Genomic DNA, 17,129 nt, shown 5'->3' with positions numbered 1-17,129 from the left:
AAAAAGGTAAATTTTAATGATTGTTATTAAAAATTTTGCTAAAATATCAGCCAAATTTTTAATGATAGGAGAGCTATTATGGATTTAAACGCACTTATGAAAATGGTTTCTGCGCTTAAAAGCGACGAGGGAAATGTCAGCAATTTCCAAGCAAACCCAGTTGCATTTATCGAGAAATTTTTAGGCGTCGATCTGCCTGATGATCAAGTAAATGCCCTAATCGCCGGCGTTAGCAATAACTTTTTGAAAGGCAACACTGCAAATGCTATGGGTAATGGCGGCGGCAGCGATATGATTGGAGCTGTGTTAGGCGGACTTTTAGGCGGCGGAGAGAGAGCAAACGCAAACTCAGTAGATAAATCAGGCGTAGATTTTACCGCGCTTATCGGCAAGCTTGCTGTGGCGAAATTTGACACAAACGGCGACGGCAAAATCGATATGAACGATCTAGGCGGGATACTCGGCAATATCATTGGTGGCGGAAACAAGGCTGGTTTTGGCGCAGATAACAGCGGACAATCTGGGCTTGATCTTGGCACATTGATGAAAATGTTCAAAGTCTGAAAATAAAAAAATATGCGAAATTCCCAAATTTCGCATATTAAAATATACTTAAATTATCATTTTTATATCACATATTAATCATTTATTTACCAAACTAGTAGTATAATCCCCCTGTCCGACAAGATAAAAACCTCCTTTTTGTATTTGCCTAGGCTTTCGGGTCTAGGCTTTTTTTATGCCCAAAAATTTGCTATAATCCCGCCAAATCAAATTCCAAGGAAAATCAATGCTAACACACATAGATGAAAACAATATGCCACGCATGGTCGATGTCAGCGCCAAAGACGACACCGAGCGCTCCGCCACAGCCAGCGGTATAATCCACCTAAACGAGGCTGCGTTTCGCGCAGTCAAAGAGGGCGATGGCAAAAAGGGCCCCGTGCTTCAAACCGCCGTTGTAGCGGCTATCATGGGGGCAAAAAAGACAAGCGAACTAATCCCAATGTGCCACCCGCTAATGATAAATTCCATAAAAACGCAAATTGAAGAGTTGCCAAACGCTTTTAAACTCTATGTTACGGTAAAAATCACTGGTAAAACAGGCGTGGAAATGGAAGCATTAACCGGCGTGAGCGTGGGCTTACTAGCAATTTATGATATGGTTAAAGCCGTAGATAAATCAATGCGCATTTCAGACATAATCTTAGAGCGCAAAGAGGGTGGCAAAAGTGGCGTGTATGTTAGAGAGTAAGCCTGTAATCGCCTATCCGGCGCAGTGGAAATACAAGGTCATCATCGAATGCGCCACGCAAAAAAGAGAAAAGATTGACGAGGTTTTAGCTAGCGAGGAATACAGCCTGAAATTTTCGAAATTTTCAAACGGCGGAAAATACGCAAGTTTCGATATTTCGGTCTTGGTGGCTAGCGAGGCTCACAGGCTGGGCGTTTTTGAGAAATTAAAGAAAAATTTTAAATTTGTATTATAGGAGAGAGTATGAAAGAGGAATTAGTAGCGAAATTTGGCGAGAATTTACGCAGCGCAAGCGAGGCGCAAATTACTGAAAGTATCGAAAATTTGGCATTTTTAGCGTGCGAAAGCGAATTTGGAAATTTAAGCAAAGATGAGAAAACCGCTAAATTTGCAACCCTTACTAGCGCACTTTGTGCCGAGCTAGGTGAGCTTGAAATTTTAAACAAATCAAACGCCAAATCTGTCATAAACGGCGCGAAAAAGGCACTTTGCGAAGAGGGCGAAAAGGAGCTTTATAGCCTGTTTTACGAATACGACGATTTGCGCAAAAAAATCCTAGCCTCACAAAGAGAGCTTTTAAATTTAGTCGAAAACGGCTACGAAAAAATCGAAAATTTGCTCCCAAATTTGGGCGAAAACGAGAAAAATATAGTCTCTGACGCTCTTGGGGAGCTTAGCAAAAACTCGCTTTTGCTTGCCGATGTTTTGAAGGAAGCTAGCGAAATGGCGTTTATCAGCGTGCTTGAAAACGGCGATGATATCGAGGATACGGCGCATTATACGGCGAAAAATATCGCATTTTACGCTATTAGCGAGGGCGAATTTACCCGCTTCCGCCTAAAAGAGATAGCCAAGCTCATCATCGAAAGCGCAATTTTCGTGGCAAACGAGAGCAAAAACACTGCCCCAGCACTAATCCGAGGAGCCGTGCTTGGCGTGTATGATGCGATCACCAAAGTGGCTGAAAAATACCTAGACGATATGAGCGTGAGCCCTGATGAGAGCGTGCAGACCTTGGAGCAAAAAAAGGCGCAAATTGCCCAAACTAGCGACATTTTCACGGCTGTTTTAAGCGACGCAATCTCTCGCGCTGGCGAGCCAGCCAAAAGCGAAATCGAAAAATTAGCGCAAGAGGAATTTGGCGGGTATTTGTCGAAATTTAAGAAAATTTATGGCGAGCTTGGCGAGGTGCTAAGCGATAAAATCAGCGAAATGAAATTTGGCGAAAAAGCCAAGGATCTAAGCGCGCAATGGAAGGAAAAGGGCGAGAGGATTATCGAAAATTTCGAGCTTGATGAGAAATTCGGTAGCTTTAAAAAGGAAATGAGCGAGAAGCTTAGCGAAATCAAAACGGATATGGCGAAAAATATGAGCCAAAAAGCGCGTGAAATCAGCAAAAAAGCCTATGAAAGCGCACTTGATGCACTTGCAAAGATGAAAAACAAAGGCGAGAGCAAATGAGGGACGAAAATAGCACCTATCCGCTAATGGGAACGAGATTTGTCCTTGACGAGGAAAAAATCCTGCGCGAGGGCAAATACCGCCCAGAAACGCTTTACGCACAGATTGACAAAATCGCCGCAGAGTGCAATATGCAAAAGCAGGATAAAAACACATATTACGCCGTAAAGGGCAGATATAGTCTAGGTGAGCTTGGTAAATTTTGCTATACATATTTAATTGATTGTGAGTGGTTTATTGACAATGTAAAAGAGTGGTGGTGGCTCCATGAAGAAGATGGAAATGAGGATTTGATTAAAGATATAGCAGAGGTAAAACAATGGAAAAAATCCTAAATTTGGGCTAAATTCACGCTAAATTTAACCCAAATTTCATGGCTTACTCAGTCGGGCTCATCTGCTTTATCACAAGCTCTGGCGAGATTACACTTCTGAAATTATTTTTATTTATGCTAAAAATCAAATCCACTCTCTGGTTTTCGCGTGGCAAAAAATCATAGTTAAACCACAGCGCCTCGACGCTGGCGCCGTTTTTTTGGATACTCATTTTGATATGTTTGCCCTCTTTGCCGATTTGGCGCACATTGCCCACACTCGCGCCACAGATATTAAAGACAGGCTTTGGATTTTTCTGCCCGTAAGGCTCGAAAAATTCCAAAATTTCAAGCAGTTCAAAGTCGATTTGCGAAACTTCTAACTCGCCTAGCAAATCGTCCGCCGCTCTGAAATCCTCCAAATCATCAGGCGTGATTTTCGCATTTACCCTGCGCCTAAATTCCTCTAAATTCGCAGGCTCTATCCCCACGCCAGCTGCACCCTTATGTCCGCCGTAAGTGGTTAAAATTTCAGCCTGCGATGAGATTAAATTTAAAATATCAAATTTCCCCACGCTTCTAGCGCTTCCCTTGGCGCGGTCCTCATGCACGCTAAAAACAATCGCTGGTTTTTTGTAAGTTTTACTTAGGCGCGAAGCGACAATTCCGATAATCCCCTCGTGCCACTCATCACCCCAAACCACGATAATATTGTCATCTTCGTTGATACTTTGCGCGATTTGCTCGTAAAGGGCTTTTTCCTCCTCTTTGCGAGAGTTGTTGATGTGATCTATCATTTTTAGGTATTGATTCGCCTCTCTGATATCGCGCGCGCACAGAAATTTATACGACATTGTCGCATCGTCCATGCGCCCCGTGCAGTTAATCAGCGGAGCAATTGTGTAGCTAATATCGTCGAATTCGAAATGTTTTTTGAAATAATGCTCTTTAATCGCCTTAAAACAAGCCCGATTTGAGTTGTTTAGCTTTTTGATACCATAGCGCAAAAGCGCCCTATTCATATCTCTAAGCTCCATCATATCGGCGATTATAGCGATGATTAGGATATCCATTAGACTAGACATATCGTAATTCACGCCAAGGGTTTCTTTGAGCGCGCCCACTAGATACCACGCGACCTGCGCCCCGCAAATTTCAACATTTGGAAAGGTGCAGTCTGGTTGTTTTGGATTGACGATAGCGTAGGCTTCTGGCAGGATTGGTGGTGGCATGTGGTGATCTGTGATGATTAAATCAATGCCCTTTTTAGCGCAAATTTGCGCTGCTTCTATCGCCGAAGTGCCGTTATCAACGGTAACAATCAGCCCGATACCCTCTAATTCGTCAATTATTTCGTTATTTAGTCCGTATCCGTCAGTGAAGCGGTTCGGGATTTTTATGACATAATCTGCGCCGATTTGGTTAAAAAAGTCGCTCATAATCACGGTGCTTACGATACCATCGACATCGTAATCACCCACGACTGCTATGCGTTCATTTTCATCAATGGCAGTTTTTATACGCAATGCAGCCTTATAGATATCTTTGAGCTGGCTTGGTAAGGGAATTTCACTAAGTTTTGTATGTTTATCATTTGCAAACCTCGATTGTAAAATTTCCCTTACTTCGTTTTTACCTAACATTTTTAATAGAAGCTTCGATAAAACCCAAAATCGCAGGATTTGGGCGCACTAAGCGACTAGTAAATTCTGGGTGAAACTGCACACCTAGAAAAAACGGATGATTTTTTAACTCCACCGCCTCGATTAGGCCGTTTGATTCGCCACATACGATCAAACCCTCTTTTTCAAATTCGGCTCTATATTCAGGGTTTGCCTCGTATCTGTGTCTGTGGCGCTCTCTAATGGTCTTTGCACCATCGTAAATTTTGGCTAGCAGTGAGCCTTTTTTGGTATCGCAGTCGTATCCGCCAAGGCGCATAGTCCCACCTAGCGGGCTTTTGTGCGTGCGGATTTGTTTTTTGCCACTTGCGTCGATAAAGCTATCAATGAGATAAATAAGCGGACTTTTGGTATTTTCGTCAAATTCGATTGAATTTGCATCTTTTATGCCTAGCACATTTCGTGCAAATTCGATTATACACAGTTGCATACCAAGGCAAATGCCTAAAAACGGCACTTTGTGCGTCCTAGCATAATTTATGGCTAAAATTTTGCCCTCTACGCCACGCACGCCAAATCCACCGGCTACTAGCACGCCATTTACATCGCTTAGCATTTCATCTAAATTTGACTCTTCTATTTTTTCGCTATCAATCCATTTGAGATTTACCCTAGTATCCAGAGTAGCCCCTGCATGGATAATGCCCTCGGTTAGGGATTTGTAGCTCTCTTTGAGGTCGATATATTTGCCTACAAATGCGATTGTGGTCTCATTAGTCGGAGCGATTACGCGCTTAACTAGGCTGTCCCATTTGCTCATATCTGGTTTTAAAACGCCCAAATTTAGGAAGCTTGCAATCGGCTCTAAAATTCCTTGGCTCATAAATGCGAGTGGAATTTGATATATGCTTTGGCTATCTGGGCTTTCGATGACGCAGTTTTTATCCACGCCACAACTTAGCGCGATTTTATCCTTTAAATTTCGATTTAAAGGCATTTCCGAACGGCAGATTATCATATCAGGACTGATACCGATACGGCGCAACTCGCCCACGCTGTGCTGGGTTGGTTTGGTTTTTAGCTCGCCAGCGACCTTGATATATGGAACTAGCGTTAGGTGGATATTCATGGTGTTTGCGCGCCCAAGCTCCACTCTCATAGCCCTTATCGCCTCCAAAAACGGCAAACCCTCGATATCGCCCACGGTTCCACCGATTTCGACGATTAAAATGTCATTGTCTTCGCCCGCTTTTTTGATACGGCGCACGATTTCGCCCACGATATGCGGGATTACTTGAATAGTCTTGCCTAGATAATCCCCCCTGCGCTCGCGCTCGATTACTGCGCTATAAACTCTACCTGTGGTGAAGTTGTTATCTTGGCTTAAATTTTCGTCCAAAAATCTCTCATAATGTCCCAAATCAAGGTCAGTTTCAGCCCCGTCATCAGTGACAAAAACCTCTCCGTGTTCTAGCGGGCTCATTGTGCCTGGATCGACATTGATGTATGGATCTGCTTTTAGCATGCGAACTTTTAGCCCCGAGTGCTTCAAAAGTGTCGCAATCGATGCCGCCGCAATACCCTTGCCAAGGGAGCTTAAAACGCCACCCGTCACAAAAATATACTTCGTTTGTTTTGACATAGAAATATCCTAAATTTTGATTTTGATTAATGGCGAGATTATATCTTTGTTTTGGTTAAAGATAGATAATTTAAAATTTTATTATTTTTGGTTACAATGTCTTTTTGAATTTAATCCAAATTTTAAGGAGAAGCTGTGAAAAAATTTCTTGTTCCCATAGCGGCTGTAATCGTGCTAATTTTGGGTTTTGCCTTTTTGCCAAGCAAAGATAAGGGCGAGAGCCAAAATGAGCCAAAAGTAGAGCAAAGTGCGCCCGCAAATCCTATCGCCAAGGCTATTGATAGCGTAGTTGGCAACAAAGCAGGCGAGCTAGCCGAAAAATACATTAACCAAATGCTAGAAAATAGCCAGTTTTTCGAGGTCAAAGAGCGTAAATTCGACAGAGGCGATAGCTCGTCTGCTGGATATTTTACCGGTGTGATTAAAAAACAAACCCTAAAAGATCAGCTAGTCGTAGTCGTAGCTAGCGTGCTTGGCGAGGCAGAGGCTAAGGATTTGCAAAAGTTAAATTCCGAAATGGATGAAATTTTCCCGCAGGATTTGGAGTTTAGGTATGATTATACTATCGCGCACAGTGTCGCAAATATCGCTGATGGCGCGCAAATCGAGGGTAAAATCAAAATCACTACCCCACACTATGCTGAAATTTTAAAACAATTTTTCAAAACCGAGGAAATCGTTACAAACCGCGTTACAATCGCAACTGATATTAAATTTATTATCCAAGTAGCAGACGCCGAATACTCAAACGAGGGGGTGATGATAAATTTAAGCGGGCTAAATTTTGGTGGAGTTAGCGATTTAAATGGCGAAATTTTTAAAACCCTAAATTTGAGTTTGGATAAATTTTTCGTTTATGGCGTAGAGGGTGTGGATATCGAAATGCAGGGCCTTAACTACGATATGAAATACAAAAACGGCGTCAAAAAGGGCACAGAGCTAGTAGATTATTTCTTAGCTGATATGAGCTATACTTCCAGCCTTAAAAACGCCCTAATCACCGTGGAGGGCGATAGATTTATCGTCGCAAATGACGCTTCTAGCGAGGGCGAGACTAAGATTAGCGCTGGAAAATACTTTATGGACGATAAATCGCGCATAGCAAGCCTCAAAGTCGCAGATGTGCTAGTGCGAAATGTCGCGATCGATAGCGACATCGCTATGAGCGAAAAACTTTACCGCGAGCTTGCATTTGCGAACCAAAACAAAGCAGAGGAACTAGCAAAAAATCCGCAAATTTTAAGAGATTTGCTTAAAGATGATATTTCGCTAAATTTGAAAAATTTATCCTTCGAAAACAGCATCGGCAAAAAATTTAGCCTTAGCGCAAAGGGCGTCGTGGGCGATTTCGTCGATGAGGAGACACTGTTTGCGAAAATGAGCGCCAGCGGCAACGCTAAAATCGACACAAGCCTTAGTGAGTTTATCTCTGATTACGATAGCCTGCGCCAGTTCGCACCGCTAATCGAGCTGTATTCGGCGCAGTTTTTACGCCCTGATGGAAATGGCGTAAGGCTTGATTTTAGCTACGATAAGGCTTCAAATTTATTGCAACTAAACGGCGAAAATATCCCGCTTCAATAATTTTTAGGTCAAATTTATGCGCGGTGAGCGTTTAAATTTGACCATTACACATTTTAAATTTGTGAAAATTTGTAATTTAAATCAAATTTAAAGGATAAAATTTATTAATATTATTTTATAAAAATTTTAAAATTTCGCCAAATTTTAAAATTTTGTTACCATAAGTAACGCACAAAAAAATTTTCAAATTTTATTTAACGCAATTTTAATAAATTTCCAACCTAATTTTGTATTATTCATAAAATCTTACAAAAAAGGAGTAACATGCCTGATCAAATCAAGGTGCGTGGGCACAACTTCCCAGACCTAGAACCGCAAAACTCGGAAGAAGTTGCGGAAGTAGCGCAACTAACCGATGTTGATTCGTTTCCGAAGCGTGGCATTATCATTACGATAGTAGCGGCGTTGATCGCATTTGCGCTTTACAATGTCTTGCCGTTTGAGCCAAATGTCAAAAAGGGCTTGGCGCTTTTGGCATTTATCGCGATTATGTGGCTTACAGAGGCCGTGCATATCACGATTACAGCGCTTATGGTGCCAGTTTTGGCTGTGGCGATTGGGATTGGCAAATTTAGCAAAGACGGCGAATTTACGGCTTTGACGCTAAAAAACGCCTTGGCAAATTTCGCAAACCCTACGATTTTTACATTTTTTGGTGGATTTGCCCTAGCTACGGCACTTCACATGCAAAAACTCGACAAAAAAATCGCAACATGGCTTATCCAAAAAGCTGGCGGACGCCTTGGCGTGGCTGCGATTTTGATATGTATCACAACCGCGCTTTTATCAATGTGGGTTTCAAACACCGCAACTGCTGCGATGATGTTACCACTTGCGCTTGGAATTTGCGCGAATTTGGACGCAAAGAAAAAAGAAGATCGTGGCACAATCGTCTTTTTACTCTTAGGAATTGCATATTCGGCTAGTATCGGAGGACTTGGTACGATTGTTGGCTCACCGCCAAACATCATCGCAGCTGAGGCTTTGGGCTGGAATTTTGCTGATTGGATGAAGGTAGGACTTCCGGTAATGCTTTTAATGCTTCCACTCATGTTAGTGGTGCTATATTTGGTATTCCGCCCAAATTTAAACCACAAAGTCGAGATCGAACTCGAAGAAATTCCATGGAACAACAAGCGCATACTTACCGTCATAGTTTTCGTAATTACTGCGTTTGCGTGGATTTTCTCAAAAGACATTAGCAAGGTAATCGGCTTTAAAATCGACGACTCGTATGTCGCTGTGTGCGCCGCAATCGCTGTGGTAATGCTAGGCCTTGCTAAATGGCACGATGTGGCTGAAAACACAGAGTGGGGTGTTTTGATGCTATTTGGTGGAGGACTAACGCTAAGTGCGGTGCTAGGCATGTCAGGGGCTTCTGGCGTGTTAGGAAACCTAGTAGCTGATACCTTCAAAGACGCGCCTGTGTATTTGGTATTGCTTGTAACAGCTGTATTTATCATCTGCCTTACAGAATTTACTTCAAACACTGCCTCGGCTGCGCTTTTGGTGCCTGTATTTGCGGGCGTAGCAGCTCACATGGGCTTGCCGAAAGAAACGCTAACAATCGTAATTGGTATCGGCGCAAGTTGTGCCTTTGTAATGCCAGTAGCAACTCCGCCAAATGCCCTAGTTTTTGGCACTGGCATGATTAAACAAATGGATATGATTAAAGCAGGTGCTTACCTAGCCTTCGCTGGCGCGGTGATAGTATCGCTTTATGTTTATCTGTTTTTTGCATAAAATTTAGTTGCGAGATTTTCTCGCAACTACTAAATTCTGCCAAATTTCACCTGCTAAAATTTATTAAAATTTTGATAAAATCACCAAATTTCATTTCAAAGGATTTTTATGAGAAGCGATATCGTTAAAAAGGGCTACACACGCACACCGCACCGCTCACTTTTTCGCGCGACAGGATTAAAGGACGAGGACTTTGACAAGCCGTTTATCGGCGTGGCAAATAGCTTTATCGAGTGTATTCCGGGGCATTTTTATCTCAATGAATATGCCAAAATCGTAAAAGACGAAATTCGTAAAAATGGCTGTGTGCCGTTTGAATTTAACACAATCGGCGTCGATGATGGTATCGCAATGGGGCATAGCGGAATGCTCTACTCGCTACCAAGTCGCGAAATCATCGCAAATTCGATAGAAACCGTGATGAACGCTCACAAACTTGACGCCCTGCTTTGCATACCAAACTGCGATAAAATCGTGCCTGGTATGATAATGGGAGCGCTAAGAGTAAATGTGCCTACGATTTTTGCTAGTGGTGGCCCAATGGCTGCTGGCAAGGGGCTAGGTGGCGAACAAATCGACTTAAATACCGCATTTGAGGCTGTTGGCGCGTATGAGACCGGCAAGATTAACGAAGAGCAATTAAAAGCTATCGAGTGCGCGGCATGTCCTGGTGGGGGAAGTTGCTCTGGTATGTTTACCGCAAACTCAATGAATACCCTATGCGAAGCTCTTGGAATCGCACTTAAAGGCAACGGAACGATTCTAGCTCTTACGCCTGAGCGCGAGGAATTATTACGCGCAGCTGCTAGGAGAATTTGCGAAATTGCGCTCGATGAGAGATTTAAAATTCGAAATTTAATCAACGAAAAATCGATCCGCAACGCCATGGTTATGGATATGGCAATGGGTGGAAGCTCGAATACGATTTTGCACATGCTCGCAATCTCGCGCGAAGCGGGCACACCGCTTGATATCGCGGAATTAAACGAAATTTCGCGCAGTGTGCCTCACATAGCCAAAGTAAGCCCAAGCCTACCAGGAGTTCATATGCAAGATGTGCAAAAAGCAGGCGGACTAGGCGCGATAATGAAAGAGATTGCGAAATTTGATAGCTCTTTGCTTGATTTAAATTTACTCACAATCAGTGGCGAAAGCCTGGGTGAGCGTATCCAAAACGACGATATCAAAGATGAAAACATAATCCACACCGTAGCAAACGCGTATTCTAAGCGTGGCGGACTAGCGATTTTGTTTGGAAATTTGGCCGAGCAAGGCTGTGTCATAAAAGCCGCTGGAATCATCGGCGAGCGCAAATTTAGCGGTAAAGCGATTTGCTTTAACAGCCAAGACGAGGCAATCGAGGGGATTTCGGGCGGAAAAGTGCAAAAAGGAAATGTAGTCGTCATACGCTACGAGGGTCCAAGAGGAGGGCCTGGTATGCAAGAAATGCTAAGTCCAACAAGCCTGATTGTAGGTCGTGGATTAGGTGCTGATGTTGCGCTCATCACAGACGGGCGTTTTAGCGGTGCTACAAGGGGGCTAAGTATCGGTCATGTAAGCCCAGAAGCAGCCGAGGGCGGCATGATAGGACTACTCAAAGACGGCGATATAATCGATATCGATGTGGATAATTTCAGCATAAATGTCCGTCTAAGCGACGCCCAAATCGCCGCTCGCCGTGCCGCTTGGAAATACGAGGGCAAAAAGGTCGAGGGCAGATGGCTTCGCCAATACCAAAAACTAGTAACAAATGCTAGCAATGGAGCGATTTTAGAAGCGTAGATTTAAATTTAAAACCCTTTTTTAAATTTTAAAAAGGGTTTTAAAAAATGATTAAATTTGGACTTTATAAATTTTGCAAAATTTTAAATTTAAAGGGCAAATTGCCCTTTAAATTTGCGCATTTAAAAATTCTTTGATATTTCCTGCGATTTTGGAGATTAGCAGTTTGCGCGCTTCCACGCTCGCCCACGCAATGTGCGGAGTAAGGATTAGATTTGCCTTGTTTTTCACGCCAAGAAGCGGATTATCAGCGTTAATCGGCTCTTTTTCGACCACATCAAGACCCACGCGAAGTCCCATTTCATCGATAGCCCATGCCAATGCACTCTCATCGGCGATTCCGCCACGACCAAAGTTCATAAACACAGCACCCTTTTTCATTTTAGCGATTTCATCTTTGCCGATTAGCCCTTTTGTTTTTTCGTTTAATGGCGCATGAACCGTGATGATATCGCACTCTTTAAGCATAGTTTCCAAATCCACCCTTTTAAACTCAGCGTCATCGTGCGCCCCACTCGTAGAGTAGTAGCAGACATTTGCGCCAAAGGCTTTTGCTATGCGCCCTACTTCGCGACCGATTTCGCCAAGGCCGATTATTCCGAAATTCTTGCCAGAAATTTGATCAATTGGCGCGTTTAAATGTGTGAAAATTTCACTCTCACACCATTTTTTTTCGCCATATTCGGCGTAATATCTCACATCGTTTAAAAGCGCTAGAAGCGTAGCAAAGGCTTGTTGCGATACGCTTTTGGTCGAATACCCAGCCACATTTTTCACAGGCACGCCATGCGCTGCGGCCGCTTCGGAGTCGATATTGTTCGTGCCGGTTGCACTTACGCAAATTAGCTTTAAATTTGTCTTTTCAAGCACCTCTTTTGTGATTAAAACCTTATTTGTAATGACAATATCAGCACCCGCTAAACGCTCGATTGTCTGCTCTGGCTTGGTTTTCGGGTATGTTACAAGCTCGCCCAAGGCCTCAAATTCGCTGAAATTTGCGTCGCTTCCTAATGTATCAGCGTCAAGTAAAACAATTTTTGGTTTCATTACTCCACCCCTTCGATGTAGTGACCGACAAATTTAGAATAATTGTCGATGATATCTGCGCCCTTCCTAAATCCAAGCGCACAGCCTTCAAAGGCGTAAAACACCCCAGCTTGGTATTTTGCGCCGCTTTTATCAGTGTTTAGATTTGCAAATTCTTGGTATAAGAAATTTTGGTTTGCGTATTCGCCACCATTTTCTTTGATTTTTTTGCCGTCTTCGTCAAAAATACTCACATTTGCCCCCTCGCGTCCAAAAAACGGCTTTTTGACCATTTTTTTGCCGATTAGTGGCTCGCACGCGCTTTCTAGCAAAAGCGGGTGATTTGGGTATAAATCCCATAAAATTTTCATTATTCCCTTGCTTTGGAAAAGTAGCGTGTATGCGGGGTTTAGGATAATTGCCTTTTGGTTTTTCATTATGTTTTTTAGTATCAAGGCTAGCTCGCCCTCCTCGATAGCAATCGCCTCCCACGGGATTAGTCTGCACCAATACTCGTAATTTTCGCCACCAAAAAATACACCCTTCTCGTCGTCAAACTCGACCTCGTGCGCGTATGCAAAGGCTGTCTTAAAGCCCGCTTCATCGGCAGCTGTTTGCAAAAGTCGAAGCGTTTTCTCGTCCTCATCGCTTCCAGCGACCGAGCTAAACAAAATTTTCCACCCCTCGTAAAATTTATCAAATTCCTCCAACTCTCCGCCCAAAACGACAAGGCGTTTGAAATTATCGCTAATCGCGGCGAAAAGCTCGTTAAACTGCGCCATTTCATCAAGTCCATTTTCTTTAAGTAGCGCCCACTGGATAATCGCTGTTTCAAACACAGCCGTTGGCGTATCGGCGTTGAATTCGAGTAGTTTTATCGGCTCGCCATCTAATCCGCCAGCGAAATCAAACCTGCCATAAAGGTGCCAATGCACATCATTTTCCCAGCTCATTTTGATAATTTCTACTAGATTAAACGGAATTCCAAGCTCGTGGAAAAGGTCATTATCTATCACATACTGCGCCGCAGCGATAAACATATCATACAGCTCGTTTGCCGCCTCGTAATAGGCGTTTGCCTCCTCTGCGCTCACGCGGACGACCTCATCTGCTATGTATGCTGATAAATCCGCGTCAGTGTGCCACGAAAAGCCAAGTTTTTCTAAAAATTCATTGCTTAGTGGGGTTAGTTTTTTGAGTTTCATCTATTTCCTTGAATTTTAAAATTTAGCCTAAATTTGGGTAAATTCGGGGTAAATTTAGCCACCAAATGCACTACCGCCACTTTTTGTGGGCGCGCTTTTCTCGCCTGATTTTGAGCCAAAAAACCCGCTTTTGCCGCTTTTTGCTTTGGCGTTGTTTGCCCTAGCTTGATTAAAGCTATTTACACTCCTTGAATACGCGCTAGGGTTTTTAAAGGCTGTTTGTCTGTGCGCTTGATACGCTGGTGAGCCAAAGAGTTTCGAGCCTATCCATGAGCCGATGATTGCGCCTGCTGCGCTTGCTAAAATCGCCTCGCCAAGGCTGTATCCGCCACTAGAAATTTCGGCGTTTTGATTGGTTAAATTTGAAGTGCCAGCGTCGATTTTGGCGTTTTCCTCAGCCAAAAGTGCGTTTGTCTCAGCCTCGCTTAAAATTCTCTCGCTTCCGTCCAAGCTTTTTAAGATAATTTGCGTTTTTTCGCTAGGAAATTCCTCTAAAATTTTATATTTTCCGGGCGCTACTTCCTCGATTCTAACTAGTGCGCCCTCTTGGATACGAAGTTCTGAGCCTGTATTTTCGCGCTCACAGCCTGCCAAAGCACCAGATAAAATCAGTCCGAAACCGCCTACAATCGCATAACTTGCAATTTTTCTAATTTTCATTTTTTTCCTTTTAAATTTTTGATATCTAAACTTTTATGCACCAAAAGCTCATCGCCAATGACCCTGATTAGCTCGTTTGCGCCGATATTTTCGATGATTAGGCTTTGGGCTTTCATCCGTTTTTTGCGCCCTAAATCTAGGCTTTTGATAAATTTCGCTAGGCTTAACCACTCGTTTTCATCGAAAATTTGCTCTTTTACCTCGACATCGTATGGTTTTTTATCACGCGCGCTCTCGCCGATTAGCGGTTTTTCGAAAAACGAGAGAAAATACCCAAGCTTCTCATCTCGCTCTTTATACATGAGCTTGATTTCTTCTTTTGATGAGATTAAAATTTCCTCTTTTTCGCGGTGGAGCCTATCTTTGTCGCTTTGTAAGGTTTGGATTTGTTCTTTTAGCTCGGCGATTTCTTTGATTAAATAATCAATAAAATTTTGGTTCGAATTTTGCGGGGCAGGTTTTGAGGGGCGCACTTTTGCGCTAGCTCCTTGCGCACTAGAATTTGAAATTTCGTCGTTTTCGTCTTCTAAAACGACATATTTTACGCCATTAATCTCTGTCGTGCGAATAGAATTTCGCCTGATTCTATTGTAAATCGCCTCTTTTGAAACACCCAAAATTTCGGACGCTTCGCTTATAGAAACCTCTCTCATAATTCGCCTTATCCGCGTTGAAATTTTAAAACTGGGTATTATGGCGAAATTTGCCTAAAAATGGGCTTTAAATATCAAATTTCACAGACAAATTCAGATTTTTTTCGTGAAAAAATATCCAAATTCTATAATTTTAATATGTAATTAATCTTTTAAGAGTAAAATCGTGCATTTATACAAAAAGGACATTTCATGGAGAGTAAAATCTCGAAATTCAGGCAGAGGCGCTACTTTTTTTACACTATCGCTTCGCTGTGGCTTTTCATCATGCCGTGGCTTCAAATAGGCGGCAAACACCTATTTTTAATCAGTTTTGAAAAAAAAGAAATCCACCTTTTTTTCAACACCTTTTCGACGCAAGAATTTTTCTTAATGCCGTTTTTGATAATCTTCTTTTTCATTTCGATATTTTTCCTAACCACGCTTGGCGGGCGCGTGTGGTGTGGCTGGGCCTGTCCGCAAACGATTTTTCGCGTGATTTATAGAGATTTAATCTGCACTAAAATTCTTAAAATTCGTGGCTCTATCACAAACAAACAAAAGGGCGAAAAAGGCGGCGCAAAGGGCTTTATCGCGGTTGCGCTTTTTGCCATTGTTGCGCTGATTGCAGCCTCAAATTTGCTCTGGTTTTTCGTGCCGCCACAAAGCTTTTTTGCCTATCTTAGCGATATTGGCGAGCATAAACTTCTTTTTGGCATAGTGCTAGGATTTGCGGCGTTTTTGACATTTGATATCACATTTTTGGGCGAGAATTTCTGCGTTTTCATCTGCCCTTACGCAAGGATTCAATCAACCATGCTCGACGAGGATTCTTTGGGCGTGATTTACGATGATATCAGAGGTGGCGCAGTTTATGACGAGCATAAAAATTTAATCTCAAACAAGCCAGCTAGCGGGGATTGCACCGGCTGTCAGGCGTGTGTAAGGATCTGTCCGACACATATCGATATCCGCAAAGGCATGCAGTTAGAGTGCATAAACTGCCTAGAATGCGCCGACGCATGCTCGGCAGTAATGAGCAAACTAGGCAAAGCTCCACTTATCAACTGGACGAGCCTAAATGCGCAAAAATCGCAAAGCAAGGTTAAATTTATGCGATTTCGCACGATTGGCTATATCGGCGTGCTAGCCGCTGCGCTAATCGGGCTAGTGGTGATGAGTGGCACGAAAGAGAGCATGCTTTTAAACATCAATCGCAACACCCAGCTCTATAAAATCGATTTCGACGATAACGGCGAAAAAATCGTCAAAAACAGCTATACATTTTTATTCGAAAACACCCGCAGCGAACCGCACAGCTTCTTTTTTAGCGTAGATAACGAAAATATCAGCATTTCTCGCCCAGACGAGCCTGTGAAAGTAAGCCCCGGCAAAAAGGCAAAAATCATAGTCTCGCTCACAAGCAAGGCAAATTTGAGCCTAGAAAATGAGCACGATAATGTCGTTTTACCGCTAATCATCAAAGCTTATGCGGTTGATGATGAAAAAATCAGCGTTACACGCGAGAGTGTGTTTGTCTATCCGCAACAAAAATTTATTGATAGGAAGGATTAATGGCACAAAAATCAAGGTATTATAAATCGCAAATTCGCATAGAAAAGATTTTCGAGGTGGCCACAGAGCTATTTTTACAGCGAGGATATGACAGCGTCAGCCTAAATGATATCCTCGCTATCAGCGGTGGCTCGCTTGCCTCGATTTACAAATATTTCGAAAGCAAGGAAAATTTGTTTTTGCATGTGGTCGAATTTCACACCCAAAGGCTTGATAAAAAGCTAGATAATCTGCTTAGCTTAGACGAAAACCTCGCGCCACAGGAGTATTTGAGCGAATTTGCTCCGATTTATTTCGACTTTATTTATAGTGCCGAAAATCAAAAATTTCTAAAAAATATCTTGCTTGGAACCTCAAAAACCTTTGGTTCCATGCTAAAAAATGTCTCCAAAATCTTCTTAGATACCAGCACGCTTGCATTTCCAGCGGGGCTTAGCAATTATTTTAGGGCGCATATTGATGAGTTTGATAGCGCAGATCCTGAGTATTTGGCGCGCTATTTTTGCTTTTTGCTTCGCGAACCGCACTTCAACCGCCTTATATTTTTCGGCGAAGAACCAAATTTAGACAAAGAAAATTTCATAAAAGACCGCATTAAAATCTTTTTGCACGGTGTGAAAAAGCAATAA

General features: G+C 42.7%; 16 protein-coding genes. 10 read left to right on the top strand and 6 right to left on the bottom strand.

The window, feature by feature from the left end:
- Window positions 1-78 precede the first annotated feature (78 nt).
- The 5 genes from OFN91_RS07150 to OFN91_RS07130 all read left to right on the top strand — a co-directional run bounded on the left by OFN91_RS07150 (window position 79) and on the right by OFN91_RS07130 (window position 3,051).
- Entirely contained in the window at window positions 79-564 is a 486-nt protein-coding gene (locus OFN91_RS07150; protein ID WP_270873761.1) for a hypothetical protein, read from the top strand.
- A 226-nt stretch (window positions 565-790) separates the two neighbouring features.
- Entirely contained in the window at window positions 791-1,255 is a 465-nt protein-coding gene (gene moaC, locus OFN91_RS07145) for a cyclic pyranopterin monophosphate synthase MoaC (protein ID WP_270873760.1), read from the top strand.
- Window positions 1,242-1,490, top strand: a complete 249-nt coding sequence (locus OFN91_RS07140; RefSeq protein WP_270873759.1) for an HP0495 family protein — start codon at window positions 1,242-1,244, stop codon at window positions 1,488-1,490. The genes moaC and OFN91_RS07140 overlap by 14 nt, the downstream gene beginning before the upstream one ends.
- A gap of 8 nt (window positions 1,491-1,498) precedes the next feature.
- Window positions 1,499-2,716 carry a hypothetical protein gene (locus OFN91_RS07135; protein ID WP_270873758.1) on the top strand — a complete coding sequence of 406 codons (1,218 nt, stop codon included), beginning with the start codon at window positions 1,499-1,501 and terminating at the stop codon, window positions 2,714-2,716.
- Window positions 2,713-3,051: a hypothetical protein gene (locus OFN91_RS07130; protein WP_270873757.1), complete on the top strand. Its 339-nt coding sequence runs from the start codon at window positions 2,713-2,715 to the stop codon at window positions 3,049-3,051. The genes OFN91_RS07135 and OFN91_RS07130 overlap by 4 nt, the downstream gene beginning before the upstream one ends.
- Window positions 3,052-3,094: 43 nt before the next feature.
- Here the strand turns inward: OFN91_RS07130 and recJ are convergent, their stop codons facing one another.
- Together recJ and OFN91_RS07120 are read right to left on the bottom strand one after the other, a co-directional pair.
- Window positions 3,095-4,672, bottom strand: a complete 1,578-nt coding sequence (gene recJ / locus OFN91_RS07125; protein ID WP_270873756.1) for a single-stranded-DNA-specific exonuclease RecJ — start codon at window positions 4,670-4,672, stop codon at window positions 3,095-3,097.
- A complete protein-coding gene (locus OFN91_RS07120; RefSeq protein WP_270858699.1) occupies window positions 4,662-6,293 on the bottom strand; it encodes a CTP synthase in 1,632 nt (543 codons plus the stop codon). The genes recJ and OFN91_RS07120 overlap by 11 nt, the downstream gene beginning before the upstream one ends.
- A gap of 135 nt (window positions 6,294-6,428) precedes the next feature.
- Between OFN91_RS07120 and OFN91_RS07115 the strand changes: the two genes are divergently transcribed.
- The 3 genes from OFN91_RS07115 (at window position 6,429) to ilvD (ending at window position 11,402) form a co-directional block, all read left to right on the top strand.
- Window positions 6,429-7,877: a hypothetical protein gene (locus OFN91_RS07115; protein WP_270873755.1), complete on the top strand. Its 1,449-nt coding sequence runs from the start codon at window positions 6,429-6,431 to the stop codon at window positions 7,875-7,877.
- 264 nt (window positions 7,878-8,141) lie between these two features.
- Complete coding sequence (locus OFN91_RS07110) at window positions 8,142-9,620, top strand: SLC13 family permease (protein ID WP_270873754.1); 1,479 nt, start codon at window positions 8,142-8,144, stop codon at window positions 9,618-9,620.
- Between the two features lie 108 nt (window positions 9,621-9,728).
- Complete coding sequence (ilvD, locus tag OFN91_RS07105; RefSeq protein WP_270873753.1) at window positions 9,729-11,402, top strand: dihydroxy-acid dehydratase; 1,674 nt, start codon at window positions 9,729-9,731, stop codon at window positions 11,400-11,402.
- Between the two features lie 108 nt (window positions 11,403-11,510).
- On the opposite strand, the gene OFN91_RS07100 is transcribed toward ilvD, so the two are convergent.
- The 4 genes from OFN91_RS07100 to OFN91_RS07085 are packed head-to-tail and all read right to left on the bottom strand — an operon-like array spanning window position 11,511 to window position 14,946.
- A complete protein-coding gene (locus OFN91_RS07100) occupies window positions 11,511-12,449 on the bottom strand; it encodes a D-2-hydroxyacid dehydrogenase (protein ID WP_270873752.1) in 939 nt (312 codons plus the stop codon).
- On the bottom strand, window positions 12,449-13,633 hold the full coding sequence (locus tag OFN91_RS07095; RefSeq protein WP_270873751.1) for a glutathionylspermidine synthase family protein: 1,185 nt from the start codon (window positions 13,631-13,633) through the stop codon (window positions 12,449-12,451). Before OFN91_RS07095 ends, OFN91_RS07100 begins: the two co-directional genes overlap by 1 nt.
- Window positions 13,634-13,687: 54 nt before the next feature.
- Complete coding sequence (locus OFN91_RS07090) at window positions 13,688-14,293, bottom strand: UPF0323 family lipoprotein (RefSeq protein ID WP_270873750.1); 606 nt, start codon at window positions 14,291-14,293, stop codon at window positions 13,688-13,690.
- Window positions 14,290-14,946: a DNA-binding protein gene (locus tag OFN91_RS07085; RefSeq protein WP_270865447.1), complete on the bottom strand. Its 657-nt coding sequence runs from the start codon at window positions 14,944-14,946 to the stop codon at window positions 14,290-14,292. The genes OFN91_RS07090 and OFN91_RS07085 overlap by 4 nt, the downstream gene beginning before the upstream one ends.
- Before the next feature lie 192 nt (window positions 14,947-15,138).
- Here OFN91_RS07085 and ccoG point away from each other — a divergent pair, with 192 nt between their 5' ends.
- Complete coding sequence (gene ccoG, locus OFN91_RS07080) at window positions 15,139-16,500, top strand: cytochrome c oxidase accessory protein CcoG (RefSeq protein ID WP_270873749.1); 1,362 nt, start codon at window positions 15,139-15,141, stop codon at window positions 16,498-16,500.
- Entirely contained in the window at window positions 16,500-17,129 is a 630-nt protein-coding gene (locus OFN91_RS07075; protein ID WP_270873748.1) for a TetR/AcrR family transcriptional regulator, read from the top strand. The genes ccoG and OFN91_RS07075 overlap by 1 nt, the downstream gene beginning before the upstream one ends.

The organism is Campylobacter sp. JMF_08 NE1, from assembly GCF_027737875.1.
In the GTDB taxonomy this organism is placed as follows: Bacteria; Campylobacterota; Campylobacteria; order Campylobacterales; family Campylobacteraceae; genus Campylobacter_B.
This window is presented reverse-complemented; position numbering and strand designations above follow the sequence as displayed.

What these genes read in the sequence shown, in the direction of transcription:
- OFN91_RS07150 (WP_270873761.1), top strand. Translation starts at nt 79, where the DNA reads ATGGATTTAAACGCACTTATGAAAATGGTTTCTGCGCTTAAAAGCGAC.
- moaC (WP_270873760.1), top strand. Translation starts at nt 791, where the DNA reads ATGCTAACACACATAGATGAAAACAATATGCCACGCATGGTCGATGTC.
- OFN91_RS07140 (WP_270873759.1), top strand. Translation starts at nt 1,242, where the DNA reads ATGTTAGAGAGTAAGCCTGTAATCGCCTATCCGGCGCAGTGGAAATAC.
- OFN91_RS07135 (WP_270873758.1), top strand. Translation starts at nt 1,499, where the DNA reads ATGAAAGAGGAATTAGTAGCGAAATTTGGCGAGAATTTACGCAGCGCA.
- OFN91_RS07130 (WP_270873757.1), top strand. Translation starts at nt 2,713, where the DNA reads ATGAGGGACGAAAATAGCACCTATCCGCTAATGGGAACGAGATTTGTC.
- recJ (WP_270873756.1), bottom strand. Translation starts at nt 4,672, where the DNA reads ATGTTAGGTAAAAACGAAGTAAGGGAAATTTTACAATCGAGGTTTGCA.
- OFN91_RS07120 (WP_270858699.1), bottom strand. Translation starts at nt 6,293, where the DNA reads ATGTCAAAACAAACGAAGTATATTTTTGTGACGGGTGGCGTTTTAAGC.
- OFN91_RS07110 (WP_270873754.1), top strand. Translation starts at nt 8,142, where the DNA reads ATGCCTGATCAAATCAAGGTGCGTGGGCACAACTTCCCAGACCTAGAA.
- ilvD (WP_270873753.1), top strand. Translation starts at nt 9,729, where the DNA reads ATGAGAAGCGATATCGTTAAAAAGGGCTACACACGCACACCGCACCGC.
- OFN91_RS07100 (WP_270873752.1), bottom strand. Translation starts at nt 12,449, where the DNA reads ATGAAACCAAAAATTGTTTTACTTGACGCTGATACATTAGGAAGCGAC.
- OFN91_RS07095 (WP_270873751.1), bottom strand. Translation starts at nt 13,633, where the DNA reads ATGAAACTCAAAAAACTAACCCCACTAAGCAATGAATTTTTAGAAAAA.
- OFN91_RS07090 (WP_270873750.1), bottom strand. Translation starts at nt 14,293, where the DNA reads ATGAAAATTAGAAAAATTGCAAGTTATGCGATTGTAGGCGGTTTCGGA.
- OFN91_RS07085 (WP_270865447.1), bottom strand. Translation starts at nt 14,946, where the DNA reads ATGAGAGAGGTTTCTATAAGCGAAGCGTCCGAAATTTTGGGTGTTTCA.
- ccoG (WP_270873749.1), top strand. Translation starts at nt 15,139, where the DNA reads ATGGAGAGTAAAATCTCGAAATTCAGGCAGAGGCGCTACTTTTTTTAC.
- OFN91_RS07075 (WP_270873748.1), top strand. Translation starts at nt 16,500, where the DNA reads ATGGCACAAAAATCAAGGTATTATAAATCGCAAATTCGCATAGAAAAG.